Source organism: Cnuibacter sp. UC19_7 (assembly GCF_042699995.1).
Lineage (GTDB): Bacteria > Actinomycetota > Actinomycetes > Actinomycetales > Microbacteriaceae > Cnuibacter.
Genome location: NZ_CP170560.1, coordinates 338,052 through 359,129 on the forward strand (window position 1 = coordinate 338,052; position 21,078 = coordinate 359,129).

General features: G+C 70.4%; 22 protein-coding genes. 8 read left to right on the plus strand and 14 right to left on the minus strand.

The window, feature by feature from the left end:
- Window positions 1-19 precede the first annotated feature (19 nt).
- Entirely contained in the window at window positions 20-835 is an 816-nt protein-coding gene (locus tag ACFJGV_RS01670; RefSeq protein WP_378146346.1) for a universal stress protein, read from the minus strand.
- A gap of 136 nt (window positions 836-971) precedes the next feature.
- Between ACFJGV_RS01670 and ACFJGV_RS01675 the strand changes: the two genes are divergently transcribed.
- Together ACFJGV_RS01675 and ACFJGV_RS01680 are read left to right on the plus strand one after the other, a co-directional pair.
- Entirely contained in the window at window positions 972-2,678 is a 1,707-nt protein-coding gene (locus tag ACFJGV_RS01675; RefSeq protein ID WP_378146347.1) for a GAF domain-containing protein, read from the plus strand.
- A gap of 28 nt (window positions 2,679-2,706) precedes the next feature.
- Window positions 2,707-3,348, plus strand: a complete 642-nt coding sequence (locus tag ACFJGV_RS01680) for a response regulator (protein WP_378146349.1) — start codon at window positions 2,707-2,709, stop codon at window positions 3,346-3,348.
- Window positions 3,349-3,402: 54 nt separating this feature from the next.
- Here ACFJGV_RS01680 and ACFJGV_RS01685 read toward each other — a convergent pair whose 3' ends face one another.
- On the minus strand, window positions 3,403-4,437 hold the full coding sequence (locus tag ACFJGV_RS01685) for a zinc-dependent alcohol dehydrogenase (protein WP_378146351.1): 1,035 nt from the start codon (window positions 4,435-4,437) through the stop codon (window positions 3,403-3,405).
- 144 nt (window positions 4,438-4,581) lie between these two features.
- On the opposite strand from ACFJGV_RS01685, the gene ACFJGV_RS01690 reads away from it, so the two are divergent.
- Window positions 4,582-5,190 carry an HdeD family acid-resistance protein gene (locus ACFJGV_RS01690; protein WP_378146352.1) on the plus strand — a complete coding sequence of 203 codons (609 nt, stop codon included), beginning with the start codon at window positions 4,582-4,584 and terminating at the stop codon, window positions 5,188-5,190.
- Between the two features lie 12 nt (window positions 5,191-5,202).
- Here the strand turns inward: ACFJGV_RS01690 and ACFJGV_RS01695 are convergent, their stop codons facing one another.
- Together ACFJGV_RS01695 and ACFJGV_RS01700 are read right to left on the minus strand one after the other, a co-directional pair.
- A complete protein-coding gene (locus ACFJGV_RS01695; protein ID WP_378146353.1) occupies window positions 5,203-5,664 on the minus strand; it encodes an NUDIX hydrolase in 462 nt (153 codons plus the stop codon).
- Between the two features lie 7 nt (window positions 5,665-5,671).
- A complete protein-coding gene (locus ACFJGV_RS01700; RefSeq protein WP_378146355.1) occupies window positions 5,672-6,442 on the minus strand; it encodes an SDR family oxidoreductase in 771 nt (256 codons plus the stop codon).
- 120 nt (window positions 6,443-6,562) lie between these two features.
- Between ACFJGV_RS01700 and ACFJGV_RS01705 the strand changes: the two genes are divergently transcribed.
- From ACFJGV_RS01705 to ACFJGV_RS01720, 4 genes are all read left to right on the plus strand, one after another.
- Complete coding sequence (locus ACFJGV_RS01705) at window positions 6,563-7,039, plus strand: NfeD family protein (RefSeq protein ID WP_378146356.1); 477 nt, start codon at window positions 6,563-6,565, stop codon at window positions 7,037-7,039.
- Entirely contained in the window at window positions 7,036-8,202 is a 1,167-nt protein-coding gene (locus tag ACFJGV_RS01710; protein ID WP_378146358.1) for an SPFH domain-containing protein, read from the plus strand. The genes ACFJGV_RS01705 and ACFJGV_RS01710 overlap by 4 nt, the downstream gene beginning before the upstream one ends.
- Before the next feature lie 67 nt (window positions 8,203-8,269).
- Complete coding sequence (locus ACFJGV_RS01715) at window positions 8,270-8,968, plus strand: glycerophosphodiester phosphodiesterase family protein (protein WP_378146360.1); 699 nt, start codon at window positions 8,270-8,272, stop codon at window positions 8,966-8,968.
- A gap of 88 nt (window positions 8,969-9,056) precedes the next feature.
- Complete coding sequence (locus tag ACFJGV_RS01720) at window positions 9,057-9,434, plus strand: RNA polymerase-binding protein RbpA (protein WP_378146362.1); 378 nt, start codon at window positions 9,057-9,059, stop codon at window positions 9,432-9,434.
- Between the two features lie 163 nt (window positions 9,435-9,597).
- Here the strand turns inward: ACFJGV_RS01720 and lnt are convergent, their stop codons facing one another.
- The 10 genes from lnt to ACFJGV_RS01770 form a co-directional block, all read right to left on the minus strand.
- The gene (gene lnt / locus ACFJGV_RS01725) at window positions 9,598-11,220 is read right to left on the minus strand and encodes an apolipoprotein N-acyltransferase (RefSeq protein WP_378146364.1); all 1,623 of its coding nucleotides are present in this window, start codon (window positions 11,218-11,220) and stop codon (window positions 9,598-9,600) included.
- Window positions 11,221-11,239: 19 nt separating this feature from the next.
- Window positions 11,240-13,723, minus strand: a complete 2,484-nt coding sequence (locus ACFJGV_RS01730) for a DEAD/DEAH box helicase (protein ID WP_378146366.1) — start codon at window positions 13,721-13,723, stop codon at window positions 11,240-11,242.
- The gene (gene tatC, locus ACFJGV_RS01735) at window positions 13,720-14,475 is read right to left on the minus strand and encodes a twin-arginine translocase subunit TatC (protein ID WP_378148607.1); all 756 of its coding nucleotides are present in this window, start codon (window positions 14,473-14,475) and stop codon (window positions 13,720-13,722) included. The genes ACFJGV_RS01730 and tatC overlap by 4 nt, the downstream gene beginning before the upstream one ends.
- A 45-nt stretch (window positions 14,476-14,520) precedes the next feature.
- Entirely contained in the window at window positions 14,521-14,793 is a 273-nt protein-coding gene (gene tatA / locus ACFJGV_RS01740; protein WP_378146367.1) for a Sec-independent protein translocase subunit TatA, read from the minus strand.
- Window positions 14,783-15,139 (minus strand): hypothetical protein, encoded by a 357-nt coding sequence (locus ACFJGV_RS01745; RefSeq protein ID WP_378146369.1) that lies wholly within the window; start codon window positions 15,137-15,139, stop codon window positions 14,783-14,785. Before ACFJGV_RS01745 ends, tatA begins: the two co-directional genes overlap by 11 nt.
- A 4-nt stretch (window positions 15,140-15,143) precedes the next feature.
- On the minus strand, window positions 15,144-16,163 hold the full coding sequence (locus ACFJGV_RS01750; RefSeq protein ID WP_378146371.1) for a helix-turn-helix transcriptional regulator: 1,020 nt from the start codon (window positions 16,161-16,163) through the stop codon (window positions 15,144-15,146).
- Entirely contained in the window at window positions 16,163-17,215 is a 1,053-nt protein-coding gene (locus ACFJGV_RS01755) for a helix-turn-helix transcriptional regulator (protein ID WP_378146373.1), read from the minus strand. Before ACFJGV_RS01755 ends, ACFJGV_RS01750 begins: the two co-directional genes overlap by 1 nt.
- Before the next feature lie 25 nt (window positions 17,216-17,240).
- Window positions 17,241-18,185, minus strand: a complete 945-nt coding sequence (locus ACFJGV_RS01760; protein ID WP_378146375.1) for a hypothetical protein — start codon at window positions 18,183-18,185, stop codon at window positions 17,241-17,243.
- A 68-nt stretch (window positions 18,186-18,253) separates the two neighbouring features.
- The gene (locus ACFJGV_RS01765; protein WP_378146377.1) at window positions 18,254-19,291 is read right to left on the minus strand and encodes a tRNA (adenine-N1)-methyltransferase; all 1,038 of its coding nucleotides are present in this window, start codon (window positions 19,289-19,291) and stop codon (window positions 18,254-18,256) included.
- A complete protein-coding gene (locus ACFJGV_RS01770; protein ID WP_378146379.1) occupies window positions 19,288-20,016 on the minus strand; it encodes an HAD family hydrolase in 729 nt (242 codons plus the stop codon). Before ACFJGV_RS01770 ends, ACFJGV_RS01765 begins: the two co-directional genes overlap by 4 nt.
- Window positions 20,017-20,071: 55 nt before the next feature.
- Between ACFJGV_RS01770 and ACFJGV_RS01775 the strand changes: the two genes are divergently transcribed.
- Window positions 20,072-21,010, plus strand: coding sequence for a proteasome assembly chaperone family protein (locus ACFJGV_RS01775; RefSeq protein WP_378146380.1), 939 nt, complete (start codon window positions 20,072-20,074; stop codon window positions 21,008-21,010).
- Window positions 21,011-21,078: the final 68 nt, after the last annotated feature.

The window sequence follows — 21,078 nt, forward strand, 5'->3', positions numbered from 1 at the left end:
CTCCTGCGCCGACGCGGCGTCAGCACATGGAGCCCGCAACCGGCCGCGTGATCGTGAGGGGGATCACCGCGACGGGGCCGCCCGGATTCATCAGCAGGTCGGTCCCCGTCGCACCCAACGCGAGCGCTGTGTCGCGCCCCACCACGGTCAGCTCGGCCGACTCGGAGGCCACGGCCAGGCTCTCCCCCGCCGGAACCCGACTGCGGCGCGAGTGCACGGCGAGCGAGGGAGCCGTCGCCCGCGCCGTCGCGGCGGCCCGATCGAGCAGCCGGCAGTCCTCCACACCATGGAGTCCCGACGCCGCCCGGAGGACGACGAGCTCGTGACCGGCGGTGAAGGCCGCACGGGCCGCGAACTCCACCGCCGCCGACCGTTCCTCCGCGTCGTCGACACCCACGACGACGCGACGCCGCTGTCGCCGGCCGTCGGTCGGGATGACGAACAGCGGTGATCGGGTGACCGACGCCAGCCGAAGGCCGAAGGACCCGAAGACGCGACCGCCCGCGTATCCGGTCTTGTGGGTCCCCACGACGACCCCGGCTGCCGACCGGGAGGCCTCTGACCACCTGCTCAGCGGATGGCCGACGAGCACGCGCGAGCCGACCTCCACTCCGGACTCGTCTGCACGGGCGACCTCCACCTCGCGGGAGAGGAGAGCCACGGCCTCCTCCTCCCGGTCGCGTAGCGCCCGAGACCGGAGACGCCCCCGCTCGTCGTCGACGACGTGCACCATCTCGACGCGCTGTCCGTGCGCGCGTGCCCAATCGACCGCCCAGCCCACCGCGGTCCGACCGGCCACCGTGCCGTCGACGCCGACCAGCATCGTGCCGCCCATGGCACCTCCTCGAGTCCGCTCCGATGCTGGCCCACCCAGCGAGCCGAGCGCGGGTCCAAGGTCCCTCGCCGCCCTCGGAGGACCGTCGTGGCACGGGTGTTAGCCTGGTCGAGAACGTGAGACGGGGAGGGCCGCGATGAGCGACGACGCCCCCTCGGAGGCACTCGGCCACGAACACCCCGCCGTCCTCGATGGAGGTCGGCGCGACGTCGTGGAGCGGGCCGAGCAGGTCCTCCGCGCGCAGGATCGACTGCGATCGCTGCTGCGTGCGAGCGCCGCGGTGAGCGCCGAGATCGAGCTCAACGCGGTCCTGCAGCAGATCGTAGACTCGGCCGCCGAGCTCGTCGACGCCGAGTACGGCGCCCTGGGCGTCATCTCCCCCACCGGTGGTCTGGAATCCTTCATCCACACGGGGATGCCCGCCGACCTGGTGGGCCGGATCGGTCACCTCCCCGAGGGTCACGGGCTCCTCGGCGCGGTCATCGAGGAGGCCCGCCCCATCCGCTTGGAGGATCTCGGATCCGACCCGCGCTCCTCGGGCTTCCCCGCCCACCATCCCGACATGCGCGGCTTCCTCGGCGTCCCCGTGAGGGTGGGCGACACCGTCTACGGCAACCTCTACCTCGGCAACCGTGGCGGCGGCACCTTCACCGCCGAGGACGAGGAGCTCGTCTCCGCGCTCGCGGTGACGGCCGGGAACGCGATCCGCAACGCCCGGCTGTTCCGCGAGACGCACCTCCGCGAGAGGTGGATGCGTGTCACCGCGAGGCTGACGCCGATGCTCCTCCACACCGAGGCCGACGAGGTGCTCGGCGTGATCGCCGACGAGCTGTTCCCCGAGTCCGGTGCGGAGCGGGTCGTGCTCCTCGTGCCCGGCCCTGATCCGCTCACCGTCCGCGTCGCGGCGATCCGCGGCGAGGGCGAGGACGCGCTCCAGGACGCGATGGTCCCCGCCTCGTCGACCGCCGCGGGCATCGTGATCGAGAGCGGCGAGTCTCGACTGTCGGTGGGTGGGCGCCTGACCGGCCCCGCCGATCCGCTCGCGATCGTCTCCGGAGGCGAGGTCGGCGCCACGGTCTTCGTCCCGTTCACCGCGCGCGGCGAGACCTGGGGCGCTCTCGGCATCGCCCGTGCCCCGCGCGCCGGCCAGTACGGCGAGGTGGAGCGGACGGTCGTGTCGGACGTCGCCTCGCGCCTGAGCCTCGCCCTCGAGCTCGCGCGTGCCCGCGAGGCCGAGCAGCGCGGCCTCCTGCTCGAGGATCGCGCCCGGATCGCCCGCGACCTGCACGACCACGTCATCCAGCTGCTGTTCGCGACCGGCCTCGACCTCCACAACCTGGCGGCACGGCCCCACGACCCGGCCGAGACGGCCCTGCTCGAGCAGTCCATCTCGCGGCTGGACGACAGCATCGCGAAGATACGCACGATCGTCTTCGCCATCAACCCGCCCGCGCAGCACGACACGCCCCGGGCCCGGCACGTCCTCGTCGACCTCGCCGCGGAGGCGTCGAAGCTGGTACCGCGCACGGTCGACGTCGCGTTCTCGGGCCCCGTCGACATCATCATCACCGACGACCTCCTCAACGACGTCACGGCGGCCGCCCGCGAGATGCTGAGCAACGTCGTCCGTCACGCTCAGGCGACGACCGTCGACCTCGTCGTGAACGTCGGCGAGACCGAGGTCGAGGTGGCCGTCCACGATGACGGGGTGGGCTTCGACTCGAGCCGGCGCAGCGGCGGACTGAGGAACCTCGGCGAGCGCGCCCGCTCTCGGGGAGGGGACGTCGTCGTCATCAGCTCCCCCGGCGCCACGACGGTCCGATGGGCCGTACCCGTGCCGTGACCACCGTGACTGCACCGAGAGGACAGCGATGATCCGGATCTTCCTCGTCGACGACCATGAGCTCGTGCGCCGTGGGGTCGCCGACATGCTCGAGGTCGAGAACGACCTCACCATCGTCGGCGAGGCGGGGAGCATCGCGCAGGCGTTGGCCCGGCTCGAAGCCGTCGAGGCCGACGTCGCGATCCTCGACGTGCGTCTGCCGGATGGCAGCGGCATCGACCTCTGTCGCCAGATCCGCTCGACCCATCCCGACCTGCGCTGCCTGATGCTCACCGCGTACGACGACGACGAGGCGACGATGAGCGCCGTGCTGGCGGGCGCCGCCGGGTACGTGCTGAAGGATGTGCGCGGGCCGGATCTGGCGCGCGACGTCCGTGAGGTCGCCGCGGGCCGACGGCTCCTCCATGCTGCGGCGGTGAAGAAACTCGAGTCCACTCTCACGCAGGCGGAGCCGACCGACCCGCGATTCGGTTCGCTCGGGCTCCGCGAACGTCAGATCCTCGCGCTCATCGGGCAGGGCATGACGAACCGGCAGATCGGCGATCAGCTCGCGCTGGCGGAGAAGACGGTGAAGAACTACGTCTCGAGCCTCCTCGAGAAGCTGGGCCTCGAACGACGCACGCAGGCGGCCGTGTTCGAGGCCCAGCACCGCTTCGAGACCCGCGGCTGAGCCGGGGCTCGGCGCTGCTCGACCTCTCCGTGTGCTTCTCAGTCCGTGTGCCTCTCAGGGAGTCGGCTCTGACGGGGCAGGGTAGGTGAAGACCAGCCGGGCGGGCACGGATCCGGCGAGGACCTCGCCGACGGCCTCGTTCACGTCGTCGAGGGTGCGAGTCTCGGTGAAGACCCTGGTCCGCCCGGCGACGTGGAGATCGAACACCTCGGCCAGATCCTGGCGGGTGCCGACGATGGAGCCGATGACGCTGATCCCCTTCAGCACCGTGTCGAACACGGGGACGGTGAGCTCGCCCGCCGCCGGCAGGGAGACCAGGACGAGACGCCCACCGCGGTTCAAGGACTCGAATGTCTGACGGAACACCGTGGGCGCGACGGCGAGCACGACCGCGACGTCGGCTCCGCCGAGTGCGGCGATGGCGGCGACCGGATCCGTGTGCGCCGCGTTCACCACGTGGTCGGCTCCGAGCTCGGTCGCGAGCGCCACCTTCTCGTCGGTGACGTCGACCGCGATGACCTTCGCCCCGACGAGCCGGGCGTACTGCACCGCCAGGTGGCCGAGCCCGCCGATGCCGAACACCACCACCGTCTCCCCCGGCACCACGCGGGCGTTCTTGATGGCCGCGTACGTGGTGACGCCCGCACACGTGAGCGGTGCGGCCTCGATCGGATCGATCCCCTCGGGCACGGGTGTCGCGAAGCGCGCATCCGCGACCGCGTACTCGGCGTAGCCCCCGTCGACCGAGTAGCCGTTGTTGTACTGCGCCTCGCACAGGTTCTCGCGACCGCTCACGCAGTAGCGGCACTCGCCGCACGCGTGCCCGAGCCACGGCAGCGCCACGCGCTCGCCGACCGAGCGGGAGTCGACGCCGTCGCCGAGCTGCTCGATGATGCCGATCCCCTCGTGCCCCGGGACGAAGGGCAGCGATGGGGTGACCGGCCAATCGCCGTGCATCGCATGGATGTCGGTGTGGCAGAGACCGCACGCCTCGAGGCGCACGAGCACCTGCCCGGGGCCGGGCCGGGGAACGGGCCGATCCTCGACGGCCACCGGCTCGTCGAACGCCGTGACGACTGCTGCTCGCATCCTGGACTCCTCCTGTTCGCTGCGGACAGCGCTCACTCTTCCGGCGCGCGTCGACACGCCGCGGGTCGAAGGTCCCGCGGGATCTCTCGCCGGCGACCCGCCGAGGGCTAGATTGTGCATCAGACATCACGAAGGGGGCCCACCATGTCCACACCCACGCAGGCCGACTACCCCGGCGGCTTCTGGCTGTTCGCCGGCGACATCACCGAGACCGGACGGCGCTGGCTCAAGACCGGCCTGTGGGTACGGGCCGTGCTCTCGCTGCTGCTCGGCGTGGTCATCCTGGTTCTGGCCTTCAACAACCCCGACGCCATCGCGTGGACGATCGCACTGCTCTTCGCGATCTACTTCTGGGTGGTCGGCCTCATCCGCGTGGTCCAGGGCATCGTCAACAAGGACTACTCGGGCGGGATGCGGGCGCTCAACATCATCCTCGGAGTCCTGCTCGTGATCGCTGGAGTGATCGCGATCCGGAACCCCGTCGTGTCGCTTCTCGTGCTGGCGTTCGTCGTCGGCTTCTCGTGGATCTTCGAGGGCATCCTCGCGATCATGGAGACGGCGAAGGACTCGTCGAAGTGGCTCGGCACCCTTCTGGGCGTGCTCTCGCTGCTCGCCGGGATCGTGGTCATCTTCCTGCCGCTCGAGTCGATCTCGGTGCTGATCCTGTTCGCGGGGGTCTTCCTCATCGTGTCGGCCATCATGTCGGCGGTGACCGCACTCATGCTCGGCCGAGGCCCGAAGACGGTCGCGTAGGCCGGGCGGTCGCTACGAGAGGACACGAGCGAGCACGGCGGCGAGATCGCCGGGCTCGACCGCGTCATCGGACGACGACAGCTCGTCGAGCGTGAACCAGCGCCACGCCTGCACGTCGACGATCTCCTCGGGCGTCCAGTTGTCGACGATCGGATCGAACGGCTCGTCGACCCTGAGCAGGTAGTACTCCTCGTGGTAGTCGCGCAGCACGGCGGGCGACGGCTCGCCCACGAAGTCGCGCGACCACACGGGCTCGCCGAGCTGTTCGGGCGCGACCACCAGGCCGGTCTCCTCGAACAGCTCGCGCACGGCGCCGTCGAGGTGCGTCTCCCCCGCTTCGAGGTGGCCGCCGGGCGTGAGCCAGCGCACGGGGTTCGACGGCACGTCGGGCGCCGTGTAGAAGAGCAGAGTGCGATCTCCCGCCGCGACGATCACACGGGACTTCAGGATGATCGGCGACGCGGGCGACGTCACGAGGTGCTCACTCCTCGCTCTGGTCGAAGTCGGAGATGTCGCCCACGTACCGGGTGTGGTTCGCGGGGATCGGGTCGACCGCGGCGGCGGCCACCTCGGCCGCGAACTCGCTCACGTTGTAGAGCTTGCCCGCCGACTCGCGGCGCGACCCGATCGCGCCCGGGCTCATGCGCTCGAGCAGCGTCGCGGTGATGGTGCCCTCGATCATGTCGCCCGAGACGACCACGAACTCGATGCCCGCGGCGTCGAGCTCGGGCAGCATCGCGCGCAGCGCGTCCTCTCCGGCGCGCTTGCTGCGCGCGACGGGCTCGTACTCCGGCATGGTCGGCGTGGTGCGGATGAAGTGCGCCTGGTGGCTCGTGACGAACACCACCCGCGACCCGGGCTCGAGGAGGGCCAGCGCCGCCTTGAGCACGGTGACCTGCGCGTCGCGGTTCAGCGTCATCGCGTAGTCGTCGCCCATGCCCGACTCCATGCCGCCGGAGGCGTTGAGCACCAGCACGTCGAGGCCGCCGAGCTCGGCGTTCACTCGGTCGAACATCGCCGCGACGCTCTCGGAGTCGGTGAGGTCGGCGCCGACGATGAGCGCCTGGCCCCCGTTCTCGCGGATCGCGTTCGCGATCTTCGCGGCGCGCGCCTCCTTGTTGCGGTAGTTGATGACGACGGAGGCGCCCGCCTCGGCGAAGTAGCCGACGGTGTCGGCTCCGATGCCCCGCGACGAGCCGGTGACGAGCACCCGCTTCCCGTCGAGCGAACCTGCGGCGAGGGGGTTGGACACGTGGTGCTCCTCAGGACTGTGGAAAAGACCCTCCGAGACTACCAAGTCACCGGGTATCGGCCCTCTGCGCGGGCCGCCTGGTAGCGTCGGTGGTGACACCGCAGGGAGGAGGTCGCCGTCGTGGACTTCATCCAGACGTACGCCTGGGTCTTCTGGCTCGGGCTCATCCTGCTGTTCGTGATCATCGAGATGTTCACCCTCGAGTTCACGTTCCTCATGCTCGCCGTGGGCAGCGTCGCGGGCCTCGCCTCAGGACTGCTCGGCGTCCCCTGGTACCTCCAGGTCGTGATCGCCGCCGTCGTGAGCGTGCTGCTCATCCTGCTGCTGAGGCCACCCCTGCTGCGCAGGCTGAAACGCGGCGCCGATCCGGCGAAGAGCAACGTCGACGCGCTCCTCGGGCAGGGCGGCGTGGTGCTCTCGACCGTGACCACGATGGCGGGCCAGGTCAAGCTCGCCAACGGCGACACCTGGACCGCACGCCTCGCCCCCGGCGTGACGGTGACCGATCTCGTGCGGGGCGAGCGCGTGGAGGTCGCCGCGATCGACGGTGCGACCGCCCTGGTCGCACCGTCCCAGAGCAAGGAGCCCATCGTATGAACAACGTCGTCACCCAGGTGGTGGTGATCGCGGTTCTCGTGATCGTGGTCATCTTCGTGATCGTGGTGATCTCGAAGTCGATCCGCATCATCCCGCAGGCGAACGCCGGCATCGTCGAGCGCCTCGGGCGCTACCACAAGACCCTCATGCCGGGCCTCAACGTGATCGTCCCCTTCATCGACCGGCTGCGCCCCCTCATCGACCTCCGCGAGCAGGTGGTCTCCTTCCCGCCGCAGCCCGTCATCACGGAAGACAACCTGGTCGTCTCGATCGACACGGTCGTCTTCTTCCAGGTGACGGATGCGCGTGCCGCGACGTACGAGATCGCCAACTACCTCGGGGCGGTCGAGCAGCTGGCGACCACCACGCTCCGCAACGTGGTCGGTGGGCTGAACCTCGAGGAGGCCCTCACCAGCCGCGACGAGATCAACGGACAGCTCCGGATCGTGCTCGACGAGGCCACGGGCAAGTGGGGCATCCGCGTCTCGCGTGTCGAGCTGAAGGCGATCGACCCGCCCACCTCCATCCAGGACTCGATGGAGAAGCAGATGCGCGCCGAGCGTGAGCGTCGCGCCGTCATCCTCACCGCGGAGGGCACCAAGCAGGCGCAGATCCTCGAGGCCGAGGGAACGCGGCAGGCCGAGATCCTCCGCGCCGAGGGCGACGCGAAGGCTCAGGTGCTGCGCGCCGACGGTGAGGCCCAGGCGATCACGACGGTGTTCGGGGCGATCCACGCCGGGAACCCCGACAACCTCCTGCTGGCGTACCAGTACCTGCAGACGCTTCCGAAGCTCGCCGAGGGCAGCGCGAACAAGCTCTGGGTCATCCCGAGCGAGCTCACCGAGGCGCTGAAGGGCATCGGGCAGGCGTTCGGCGACCGCGGCGCGGCCGCGGCTGGCGCTGCCTCCGGTGGTGGCGGGGCGAGCCCCGTCCCCGCGACGAGCCCCGTCCCCGCGACGCGACGTGAGGCGGCGGCAGCGGCTGCACCCGCCGTGCCACCGGCGTCGGCGCCGGCTGCGCCTTCTGCTCCGACTGCGCCTTCTACTCCGACCGCGCCGTCTGCGCCGGAGCCGCCGACCGGACCCGCATCCGGCTCACCCACCATCGGAGGCGATGCGGCAACCGGCGCAGGCGACGCCGGTGCCGCGCCCGCCCCGCAGTAGGGCGCGGGGAGCGTACTTCGCTCCCCCGCTTCCCCGGGTCTTCGCGCACCGGGGTCTCGCGCTCGACGTGCCCGAGAACACGCTCGCCTCGTTCCGTGCCGCCCTCGCGGTCGGTGCGGTGCACCTCGAGACCGACGTCCACGCCACCGCCGACGGTGTCGCGGTGATCAGCCACGACCCCACCCTCGAGCGGGTCGCGGGGCGGCCCGACCGTGTGGCCGACCTCACCCTGGCAGAGCTCAAGGCGATCGACCTCGGCGGCGGGGAGGGGTTCGTCTCGCTCGCAGAGGCGCTCGAGGCCTTCCCCGACGCGCGCTTCAACATCGACGTCAAGGCGGACGACGCGTGCCGCCCCACCGCGGAGGCGGTCCGGAGAGCGCGGGCGATCGACCGTGTGCTCATCACCTCGTTCGACGGCCGGCGCAAGCGCCTGACGGCCAGTGCGCTGCCCGGGGTGGCGACATCCGCGTCGGCGTCGGAGGTGGGCCCCGCGCTCGCGTTCGCGAAGCTCGGCTGGGCCTGGGCCGTGCGTCGCGTCCTGCGGGACGTGGATGCGATCCAGATGCCGCCCGCGGTCTCCCGCATCGGCACGGTCACGACGCGGACCGTCGACATGCTGCACCGCGCCGGGGTGGAGATCCACGTCTGGACGATCAACGATCCTGATGAGGCCGCGGATCTCCTCCGGAGGGGTGTCGACGGCCTCGTCACGGACAGGGCCGACATCCTCGTTCCCCTCGCGGCCGAGTTCAAGACTGTTCGCTGAGAGAGTACTGACAATAGCCACCCTCGGAAAGGTTACGCGGAGGTGCACGGTTTAGAACTGTGGAAGCAATGCGAGAGGAGACCACACAATGGCGGATCGCAGCTTGCGCGGGATGCGACTGGGCGGACAGAGCCTGCAGAGCGAAGAAGGCGTCGTCTTCTCCGCCCGTGCGAACTATACGTACCACTGTGAGAACTGCGGGCGAGACACCGACATGGTGTTCGCCGCCGACGCTGAGGCGCCGGAGACCTGGGAGTGCAAGGCCTGCGGGCACGAGGCGACCCTGATGGTCGGCGACAAGCCGGTCGAGATCGACCGCAGCAACGAGAAGACACCGCGCAGCCACTGGGACATGCTGCTCGAGCGTCGCACGCGCGACGAGCTCGAGGAGCTGCTCGAGGAGCGCCTGCAGTTCCTGCGCGCGCGCCGCGGTGGCGGCAAGGCGACGGAGAAGATCGGGGCCTAGTCCCGGGGCACTTTCCCACACAGCGCCGTACGGGCTCGACCCGTGCGGCGCTTTCGTGTGCCTGGAAGCGTGCGGGCCCCGGCTTTGCGTACCCCGGGCTTTGTCCAGATTTCCGTCGCGAAATCGCCGATATCCGACGGAAACCTGGACAAAGCCCCGTGCGTCAGCGGCGGCGGGGGCGCGAGGGGCGGACGGTCAGCGCGACCGCGAGGCCGATGAGGCCGAAGCCCGCACCGAGCCACTCGAGCTGGCCGCCGAGGATGCTCGCCGGGGTCAGCGTGGTCGCGAGCGGCACGTCGGCGAGCAGCGTGCCCGGCTGGTAGGCGGGGATCGCCTGGATCGTCGACCCGTCGGGTCCGATGATCTCGCTCGTGCCGACCGTGGAGATGTTGACCACGCTGCGGCCCAGCTCGATGGCCCGCAGGCGGGCGATCGCGAGCTGCTGCAGGTTCTCGTCGGTCTTGCCGAAGTCGGCGTTGTTCGTCTGTGAGAGCAGCACCTGGGCGCCCTCCTTCGTCGTCTCGCGCATCACGGCGTCGTCGGTGATGTCGAAGCAGATCGAGATGCCGGCGATGACGCCGTCGACGTCGAACGTCATGTCGGTCGACCCGAACTCGTAGTCACGGGTGACGAGGTCGACGAGATCCGGGGCGAGCGCGTGGAAGAAGTCACGGGCCGGCATCCACTCGGCGAACGGCACCGGATGCCGCTTGTCGTAGAAGTCCTGCACCTGCCCGTCCTGCCACAGCAGCGAGGTGTTGTAGACCTTGTCGCCGCGGACCTGGATGGTGCCGGCGATGATCGGCGCCCCGCCGAGCGTGGCGCTCACCTCGTCGAGCGCCGCCGCCGCGTAGGGGTAGCGGGCCGGGTCGAGGTCGGATCCGTTCTCGGGCCACACCACCATGTCGGGATGCTGTCCGGCGAGCGTGAGCGACTCGGAGACGTGGTCGCTCAGGATGTCGCCGGGCGAGTGCTGCGAGAAGAGTCCCGCATCCGAGTTGCCCTGCACCGCGGCGATGCGAGACGTCCCCTGGGTGGGCGCCGGCCAGGCAGGCACGGCGAACACGGCGGCGATGGCGATCGCGGCGGTGAGGATGCGCGAGGTCGGGCGCAGATCCCACTCGCGCCCCACCTGGATGAGGAAGGCGACCAGCCAGACGAGCACGAACGACAGCCCGGAGATACCGATCCAGGCGACGAGCCCGGAGGTGGGGCTCTCGGACTGCGACATCGCCACCCGGCCCCACGAGAAGCCGCCCCACGGCCACACCGCGGAGACGCCCTCACGCAGGATCCACAGCCCGGCGATCACGAGCGGCAGGATGCCGAGCCTCCCCCACCGGCTCGGCCAGGCCCGGTCGGCGCGGCGGTAGACGAGGGCGATGAGGAGCGACCCGGCGGCGAAGTAGAGGCCCATGAACGCGGCGAGACCGCCCCACGGCACCGGCCCGAGGTAGAGGGTCAACCAGAAGATGTCGACGCCCCAGAACACCGCTCCCGCCACGAATCCGATGAGCAGCGCCTGCCACCAGCTGCGTCCGATCAGCGCGAGCAGCACCACGGCCACGCCCACCAGGGTGAACGGCCACCATCCCTTGTCGGGGAACCCGGCGTCGAGTGCGACCCCGGCGGCGGCCGCCGCGAGGATCGCGAGCCAGAGCGGCATGACCGGGCGGACGAGACGAGGCTGGTCGAGCCGCTCGTCGAGTCGGGACCGCGCAGGCGGCTGCGAGAGCCCCACGGGGCGTCGGCGGACAGCGGAGGGATCGCGGGCGAGGGTCGTCATCGGGTCGGCATCTCCTCGGTCAGGCCACCGAGCTGTACGCGACGATGCCGTGGCGCACCGCGTCGAGCGCGGCGCGCGCGGTGCGGGCGACCTTCGCGTCGGCGGTGCCCTGGAGCTGGTCGAGCAGGTCGATGGTCTGCTTCGTCCAGCGCACGAAGTCGCCTGCGGCCATGTCGGCCTCCCCGAGCACGACGTCGAGCGACGCGCCGCGAGCCCAGAGGTGCATCGCCGCGCTGAGCCCCGTCGAGAGGGGCTCGCTGCCGGGCAGACGGTGGTCGCGCTCGATGTCGTCGACGGTGGCCCACAGCTCCTGCGTCTTGTCGAGCGCCGCGCGGAAGGCTCCGCGCGGGAGCCGCCGGTCGTAGCCCTCGGGCTCCTCCCTCCGTGGCTCGTAGACGAGCGCACAGGCGAGCGCCGCGAGACCGGCGGGATCGAGCTCGTGCCACACCTGGCGCCGGAGGCACTCGGCGACGAGCAGGTCGCGTTCGCCGTAGATGCGCTTTAGCGTGCGGCCGTTCGGGGTGAGCCTGGTCTCGCCCGACTCGTCGGTCGCGAGGTACCCGAGCTCGAGGAGCACATCGGTGACGCGGTCGAAGAGCTTGGCGATGACGTTCGTCCGTGACTGGATCTGCTGCGTCAGCCGGTCGGTGTCCTTCTTCAGCGTCGACCAGCGCTCGGCCCAGCGTGCGTGCGCCTCGCGCTCCGCGCATCCGTGCACCGGATGCGCGCGGAGCTGCTTGCGGAGCTCGGTGATGCGCCGCTGCCGACGCTCGCGCTCGGCATGCGGTCGGCTGTCCCCGCCGTTGCGCCCGGCCGCCGCGCCCTGCCGCTCCAGAGCGGTGAGCTCGCGACGGATCCCGAAGTACTCCCGTGCATCGCCGAGGTGGCAGGCCATGGCGGCCTCGTAGCCGGCGAGTGACTCCTCCTGCTGCTTCACCTTGCGGGCGAGGTCGACGACCGCCCGGTCGGCCTGGAACTGCGCGAACGACGACTCGAGCACCTCGCGCGTGCGTGGACGCCCGAACTGATCGATGAGGTTCACGGCCATGTTGTAGGTCGGCCGGAAGCTGGAGTTGAGCGGATACGTGCGGCGCGACGCCAGCGAGGCGACCTCGTGCGGGTCGAGACCGTCGGTCCACTGGATCACCGAGTGGCCCTCGACGTCGATCCCCCGGCGACCCGCCCGACCGGTGAGCTGGGTGTACTCGCCCGACGTGATGGGCACGCGCGCCTCGCCGTTGAACTTCTCGAGCCGCTCGAGCACCACGCAGCGGGCGGGCATGTTGATGCCGAGCGCGAGGGTCTCGGTGGCGAAGACGACCTTGACGAGCTTCTTCTGGAAGAGCTCCTCCACGACCTCCTTGAAGGCGGGCAGGAGGCCGGCGTGATGGGCCGCCACCCCGCGCTGCAGCCCCTCGGTCCACTCCCAGTAGCCGAGGACCGCGAGGTCCTCGTCGAGCAGGGTGCGGCAGCGCTCCTCCACGATCTGGCGGATCTCGTCGCGCTCCTCCGCCGTGGTGAGCCGCACGCCGGCGCGCAGCACCTGCTTCACGGCCTGGTCGCAGCCCATCCGGCTGAAGACGAAGAAGATGGCCGGCAGCAGGTGGTGCTCGTCGAGCATGCGCACCACGTCGGGCCGATCCATGCGCTCGAGGCCGCGCGGACGCCCGCCGCCCCGCTGCTGCCGCCCGGACTGCCTGCCCCGGCCCTGGGGGCCTCTCCCCCGGCTGGGCGTCTGGTTCCAGGAGGCGTTCCGGGCAAGCTGCACGAGCTCGGGATTGACGCGGTTGCTCGCTGCGCGGCCCGTGGAGTCGAACAGGTCGACGAGCTTGGACTTGACCAGCGCATGCTGATCGAGGGGAACCGGTCGCTCCTCGGAGACGATGACGCGGGTGTCGCCGCGCACGGCCTGCAGCCAGTCGCCGAACTCCTCGGCATTCGACACGGTGGCCGACAGCGACACCAGCCGGACGGACCGCGGCAGGTGGATGATGACCTCCTCCCACACGGCGCCGCGGAAGCGGTCGGCGAGGTAGTGCACCTCGTCCATCACCACGAAGGCGAGCCCCGTGAGGAGGTCGGAGTCGGCGTAGAGCATGTTGCGGAGGACCTCGGTCGTCATGACGACGATGCGCGCATCCGAGTTGACGTTGGTGTCGCCGGTGAGGAGGCCCACCTCGTCGGGGCCGTACTCGGCGACGAACTCCTGGTACTTCTGGTTGCTCAGCGCCTTCATGGGCGCCGTGTAGAAGAGCTTGTCGCCCGGCGATCGCATGGCGAGGAAGGCCGCGAACTCGGCGACGGCGGTCTTGCCCGCCCCGGTCGGTGCGGCCACGAGCACGCTGTGTCCGTCCTCGATCGCCCCGCAGGCCTCGATCTGGAACGGGTCGAGGTCGAATGCGAGGCCGTCGCGGAACTGGTTCACCGACGGATGCCCGGCCCGGCTGCGGCTGGCGGCGTAGCGCTCGGCGGGGCTGAGCGTCTCATCGTAGGGGCGGGTCATGTCGCGGGGAGCTCCAGATCGAACTGCTGCTGGGTCCGGCGGACGCGCCGGTCGTGCATCCACGCGATGAAGGCCGCGGCGAAGAACAGCAGCACCATCGGGATGGCGAGGAGGAACATCGAGACGATGTCGGCCGCGGGGGTGGCGATCGCGGTGAACAGGGTGATGGCGAGCACCGCCCAGCGCCACGACTTGAGGATCGCCGCGGCGCTCAGGACCCCGGCGAAGTTCAGCAGCACGAGGAACACGGGCAGGACGAACCCGATGCCGATCGCGATCATCAGCTTCAGCACGAAGTCGATGTAGTCGCGGGCGTTCAGCACAGAGGTCGACCCCTCGGGTGCGAACCCGGTGAGCAGGCTCACCATGTGGGGCAGCACGAACCAGCCCGCCGCGCATCCGGCGAGGAACAGCGGGACGGCGGTGAGCACGAAGCCCACGGCGTAGCGCTTCTCGTGCCTCTTGAGGCCGGGCATGACGAAGGCCCAGATCTCGTAGAGCCAAACCGGCGACGACACCACGAGACCCACGGTGAAGGAGATCTGCAGTCGCAGGTCGAAGGCCGCGGAGACATCGGTGAAGTTGAGGCTCGCATCGCGTCCCTGAGCAGCCGCGAGCTCGGTGATCGGTGCTCGCAGGGCGCCCAGGACCCAGTCGGACAAGAAGTACCCGAAGACCATGCCCGCGATGACGGCGAGAGCGGCGATGAACAACCGTCGACGGAGCTCGATGAGGTGGGCGCCGAGGGACATCCGGCCGTCGCGTGAGCGCCTCTGCGTCGTGGAGGCCACGACCTGTTACGACTTCGGCTTGTTCTGGCTCTCGGCGACCGAGGTGACGTGCGCAGCGTCGTCATCACGGGGCGTCGTGGAGGTGTCGGCGACTGTCGGGGACGTCGTGCCGGCGGGTGCCTGGTCGTCGTCCTTCATCGACTTGACCTCCTTGCGGAAGATCCGCATGGACTGGCCGAGGCTCCGCGAGAGAGCGGGGAGGCGGGTCGCGCCGAACAGGAGCAGCACGACGAGCAGGATGACGATCAGATGCGGCCATCCGAACGCATTACCGAACATTGTCTGCCCACTTCCTGAGGTGCTCGAGAGATTCGGGACTGACCAGCAGTCTACCTCGCGCGAGTCGCGCCTCCCTGCGAGCCTCCTTGGCTCCCTGGCGGCGGGACCTCAGGGCGTCGTGACGACGAGCGACCTCCGCGTAGCCGACGGCGATCGCGCGCTCGGGGACGTCGGGCTCGAGCTGCTCGACGTTCGCCATGAGGGTGGCGACCTTCTCGTTCAGGACGGCGAGCTCCTCGTAAGCGGCCATGAGCTTGCGGAAGAGGCGGTAGCCGAGGAGCACGAGGGTGCCCAGCAGGGCGAGCACGAGCACCACCCAGATGATCAGCCACGCCCACCACTGCATCGTCTCAGCCTACGGGGTCGGTCGTCGGGTGCGGCGTCGTGAGCTCGTAGCGGTCGAGCGCCGAGGCAGCCCAGTCGGCCACGGCGGCGCGCGCCTCCGGCGGGTCGACGATCGACACCGCGGCCGAGAGACCGGTGACCATCCGCTTCAGGCTGTGGATGTGGGCGACACGGATGCGGGCCGTCACCCTCCCGTCGGCGCCTGGCTGGCCGAGCCGGTCGAGCGTCGAGGCGTACTCCCCGAGGAGCGGCACCGCGCTCGGGTCGACCGAGATCGTGACGGTGAGATCCGCCTCCCCTCCCTGGAACAGGCTGTCGCCGATCGCGACGTCGTCGTGGGAGGCGACGGGGACGTCGGTGACGCGGGGCGACGACATCCGATCGAGGCGGAAGGTGCGCACCGAGCGGCGGGTGTGATCCCAGGCGCGGAGGTACCAGTCCTCGTTGTCGGAGTCGATGCGCAGCGGATCGACGAGACGGCGCTGGCTCTCGCCCTTCGCGGTGAGGTAGTCGAACTCGAGCTGCACCCGCCCTGAGACAGCGCGGCGGACCTCCGCGAGGTTGGCCGTCGCGTCGGTCGAGGCGATCGCCACCTGACTCGGCGCATCGGAGGCGCCTCGGGCCAGCTTGTCCATCAGGGAGGAGTAGAGCCCGCTGTCGACGTTCTCGGGGAGGGACTGCAGGTACTGCAGGCCTGCGATCAGCGCCGCCGCCTCACGCGCCGAGAAACGCGGTGAGTCGTCGAGGGCGACCAGGTGCGTGAGCACGATCTCGTCGTGCTCCTCGAGGTCGGTCCACGAGATGTCGAAGAGGTCGCCGTGCTGGTACGAGAGCGTGTCGCCGGGCACGCCGGAGACGGCGATGAGCGACACAGCGTCGCGGATCTGCTTCTCCGACACCTGGAAGTGCTCCGCCGCCTCGGCCACCGACACGCGGCCGGCGTCGACCAGGTAGGGCACGAGGGCGAGCAGGAAGGTGAGCTTGTCCTGCGCATAGGAGAAGGACTGCCGTCCGGGGGCGGCCATCAGCTTCCCACTCCTTCATCGGCGGGTTCCCCGGATCGGTCGCGTCGGTCGGCCGGGGCATGCATCCGCTGCGCGCGGCGCAGACGAGCGACGACCGCCATCACGAGCGAGTCGGGAGAGAGCACACGCACCTCGGGGCCGAAGCCGGCCAGCTCGTCGGCGAGCAGTTCGGGGTCGGTGTAGTGCAAGAGGATGCGGTCGTCGCCCGCCGGCTCGGCGCCGCGCCGCTGCCGGAGCCGGATGTCGGCGTCGCTGCCCTGCACGGTCTCGATCTCGGCGACGTTCGACGACCAGATGGCGTCGAGCTCGTCGAGCGCATCGGCCGCCCACGTGCCCTCCCGACGCTCGATCGGCTGACGGGTCACCTTCACCGGCCCGGTGATGCGCGAGAGGAGGAACGTGCGCTCGCCGTCGACTCCGTGGTCGTGGCCCTTGAGGTGCCAGCGGCCCTGGTGCTGCACGAGCGCGAGCGGCGAGACCGTCCGCTCCCTCGCGGCGCCCGAGCCGGGCTTGAGGTAGGGGAACGTCACGCGCACGCCCTTCGTGAGAGCGTCGGTGAGCGGCTCGAACGAGACGTCGCGGGTGCGGATGCGCGGCGCGTATCCGATGACGGGCTCGGTCGACTCGACCCCGAGGGAGCGCATCTTGAGCAGGGCGCGCTGCGACTCGCGCGACAGCGATCCCTCGCGCCAGGCCATCGCCGCCAGGTTGAGCAGGGTGCGCTCAGCGGGCGAGAACGCAATGTCGGCCGGGAGGTCGTATGCCGCCCGCGGGATGCGGTAGCGCAGCGTCTGGTTGTTGCCCGGGTCGTTCGGCGACTCGATCGTCTCGAGCGGCACGCCGAGCTCGCGGATGTCGTCCTTGTCGCGCTCGAACTGCCGCTCGAGGCTCGTGTTGTCGCCCGTCGCGTCGTAGCGCTGCCGGTAGCCCTGCACGGTCGACAGGATCTCGGTCTTCGTCAGCCCCGACTCGGTCGCGATGAGCGCGAGCACGAGGCTGAACAGCCTCTCCTCGACGGGGACAGGCGCAGGGGTAGGGTTCTGCGGCGCCACGCCCAGAAGTCTATTCTCCGCGCGACTAGCGCTGCTGCTGGATCTGGAGGCCGGCGGGCAGGACTCCGAGGATGTCGATCACGTACACGCTGGCCGGCTGGGATGCGTTCGCCGACGATGCGGCGTCGGCCGGGACCACAGCGATGATCTCGTCGCCGACGTTCGCGCCCACCATCGCGTTGGAGATCTTCTCGACGCCGGAGATCGAAGGATCGTCGTTCGACGTCGCGGAGAGCGCCTGCGTGCTGCCCTTCTCCCATGTCGACGCGGCCACCTTCTTCGTGTCCATGTTCACGGAGGTGAACTGGACGAGCAGGGTGTCGCCGTCCTGGACGACGGGGCCGTCGCCCTTCTTCAGCGCGGTCGTCCGGAACGTGGTCTCGTCGGTGCCGCTGACGACGGTGATGCCCGGTCGGCCGGTGTCGTCGTGGACGACGCTCGGGAAGCCTGCGACGGCGGGCACGTCGCCGCCCGAGGCGGCGCGAGGGTAGGTCTGCTCGACGTCGACCACCAGGATGAACGCCGGAGTCTGGGCGTCGGAGTCGGCAGGCAGCGTCACCGCGACGCGCGATCCCGCGCTGACGCAGGCCAGTGCGGCGTCGAGGCCGGGTGCCGGGGCGCCCTTCTCGCTCAGCGTCCAGAGCTGTTGGGCGCCATCCTGGTACGACGTGCCGGCGATCTGCTCGCCCGACTCTGCGTTGTAGACGGAGTAGTCGACGAGGACCGTTCCGCCCTCGCCGGTCTCGGGGCCGGAGCCCTGCGTGAGTACGGTGCGCTGCACATCGGTGAAGTCGAGGGGCGTGCCGAAGGTGACCGTGGGCTTGGTGCCGAAGTCGCCCGTCACGTCGATGCCGTCGCTAGCGGGACCGGAGGTCGCCGCGCCCGTGCAGTCGGGCGTCGAGGGCGAGCTGCAGGCCGCGAGGCCGACGAGCAGGCCCGCTGACAGGACAAGCGCGAGGGACTTGCGCACGGATCCTCTTTCCTAAGGTCGAGCAGGGGCGGCGAGCGGTCGGCCGCAGGCGGTCGCTCCGAGCGGACCTAGCCTAGTGCACCGCCGCTGGGCGCTTCATCGGCGTCGGAGGGGTCCGCAACTGCCCCTCTCGCCTCGCGGTCGAGCGCCGCCTGAGCGGTGGCGTTCGCCTCACGCGCACGCTTGCGCAGCGCCTTCGGGCTGGCCGAGCGCTCGCCCAGCGCGCCCGGCGTCCACGCCTCGACGTCTTCGGCGGTGTACTCCGACTTCGACGCCCGGCGCTTGAGCTCGGGCAGCACGGCGCCCGGCGCGAGGCGGCGGGCGGTGACGAGGAAGCCGGTGTGGCCGATCATGCGGTGATCGGGCCGGACGGCGAGGCCCTCGACGTGCCAGGTGCGCACCATCGTCTCGGAGGGCTGAGGCGTGGTGAAGTTCCCGCTGTCGCGCATCGCCTCCACCACACGTGAGAGCTGCGTCACGGTGGCGACGTAGCAGAGCAGCACTCCCCCGGGCTTCAGCGCGGTCGAGACCACGTCGATGCACTCCCACGGAGCGAGCATGTCGAGCACCACCCGGTCGACGGAGGCCTCGTCGTGCACCCGGGGCAGCGCCTCGACGAGATCGCCGACCGTGACCGTCCAGTTCTCCGGGGTCTCGCCGAAGTAGGAGGTGACGTTGGCCGTGGCGACGTCGGCGAACTCGTCGCGGCGCTCGAAGCTCGACAGCCGGCCGGAGGGGCCGATCGCACGCAGCAGCCACAGCGAGAGCGCGCCGGAGCCCACGCCCGCCTCCACGACTGTCGCGCCCGGGAAGATGTCGGTCAACTGCAGGATCTGCGCCGCATCCTTCGGGTAGACGATCGCCGCGCCGCGGGGCATCGACATCACGAAGTCGTTGAGAAGCGGCCGGAGCGCGAGGTACTCGACGCCCACGGTGTTCGCGACGACGCTGCCGTCGGGGAGGCCGATGAGCGAGTCGTGCTCGATGGCGCCGCGGTGCGTGTGGAACACCTTGCCGGCCGACAGCGTGATGCTGTTGAGCTTGCCCTTCGGGCCGGTCAGCTGAACTCGGTCGCCCTCACGGAACGGGCCGCTGTACGCGGTCATCGGATCTCCTCGACAGTCGGGGTCTGCGCGACGGCCGTGGGATCGGGGTCCGTTCGCAGAGCGGTGCGGTGCTCGGCCAGCACGATGGTGAGGTCGTCGACGGTGCGGCCGGCCAGCGTCGACCAGATGGCGGTGGCGCCGGTGTCGTCGAGGTTCAGCATGTGCTGCACACCGACCGTGGCCGCGCCCGCGGCGACCGCCGAGGTCACGCCCGCCACCGAGTCCTCGATGGCGACGCAGTCGGCGACATCGACGCCCAGGGCGCGCGCGGCGGCGAGGTAGGGCTCGGGATGCGGCTTCGAGTGCTCCACCTCATCGCCCGAGACGACGAGATCGAACGCGTCGAAGGGGATGCTGTCGACGACCTCGTGGGCCATGCGGCCGATCGACATGGTGACGAGCGCGGTGCGCACGCCGCGCGTCCGCAGCTCCTGGAGCAGCTCGACCGCTCCGGGCCGCCAGGGCACCTCGGTGCGGATGTGGGCGATCACCCCGTCGGTCGCGGCCTGGATGATCTCGTCCTCCGGCAGGTCGACGCCGAACTCCTGCAGCAGCCTGGCGCTGTGGTCCATGCCCTGACCGATGAGGGTCTGCGCCGCCTCCGACGTCCACTCGCCGCCGTGGGCCCTGACCATCTCGCCCTGCACGCTCATCCAGTAGGGCTCGGTGTCGACGATCGTGCCGTCCATGTCCCAGAGGACGGCGGCGGGGAGGGGTGCGGTCACGGGCGACGAGTCTACCGGGCGAGGTTCCGCTTCCCCGGCGACGGCCTATCCTTGGATGACGGCGCCCCCGTCTGCCACAACCACAGGATCGCGCCGACGACGGAAGAGGTTCATCACGGCTACTGACAAGACCTTCCTTCGGGGCAGGATCCTGCTGGTCGCGTTCGAGGGATGGAACGACGCCGGCGAGGCCGCCACGGGTGCGGTGCGCGTGCTGAAGGACCAGCTCGACCTCCTGCCGATCTTCGAGATCGACCCCGAGGAGTACTTCGACTTCCAGTTCAACCGCCCCACCGTCACCACCGACGATGAGGGCAAGCGCGGCCTGATCTGGCCCGGCGCCGTGCTCTACGGTCCGCGCGACGCCCGCACCACCTCCTCCGGCGGGGTGTACCTCCTGCTCGGCACCGAGCCGTCGCGCAGCTGGAAGCGGTTCACCCGCGAGCTCATCGCGACCGTCCTCACCGAGGAGATCGAGAGCGTCGTCTTCCTCGGGGCGATGCTCGCCGACGTGCCGCACACGCGGCCCATCTCGGTGTTCGCGTCCAGCGAGAACCCGATCGTGCGCACCGAGCTCGAGATCGAGCGATCCAGCTACGAGGGCCCGGTCGGCATCCTGAGCGTGCTCGCCGAGGCGGCCGAGACGGTGGGCGTGCCCACGATCTCGGTGTGGGCATCCGTGCCCCACTACGTGCACAACGCGCCGTCGCCCAAGGCGACCCTCGCGCTGATCGACAAGGTGGAGGAGCTCACCGGACTCGACTTCGACCGCGGCGAGCTCGCCGACGAGTCGACCGCCTGGGAGTCGGGCATCGACGCCCTCGCCGGCGAGGACGACGACATGGCCGCGTACATCCAGCAGCTCGAGCAGGCTCGAGACACGGTCGACTCCCCCGAGGCGAGCGGCGAGGCCATCGCGCAGGAGTTCGAGCGCTACCTCCGCCGCCGCGGCGACGGCCGCGCCGGCGGCGACGAGCCCTGGCGCCGCGACTAGCACGCTGACCTCCGCGTTTCGCCACACTGCTGGCGTTCCGCCACGCGCATGCGTATGGCGAAACGCCA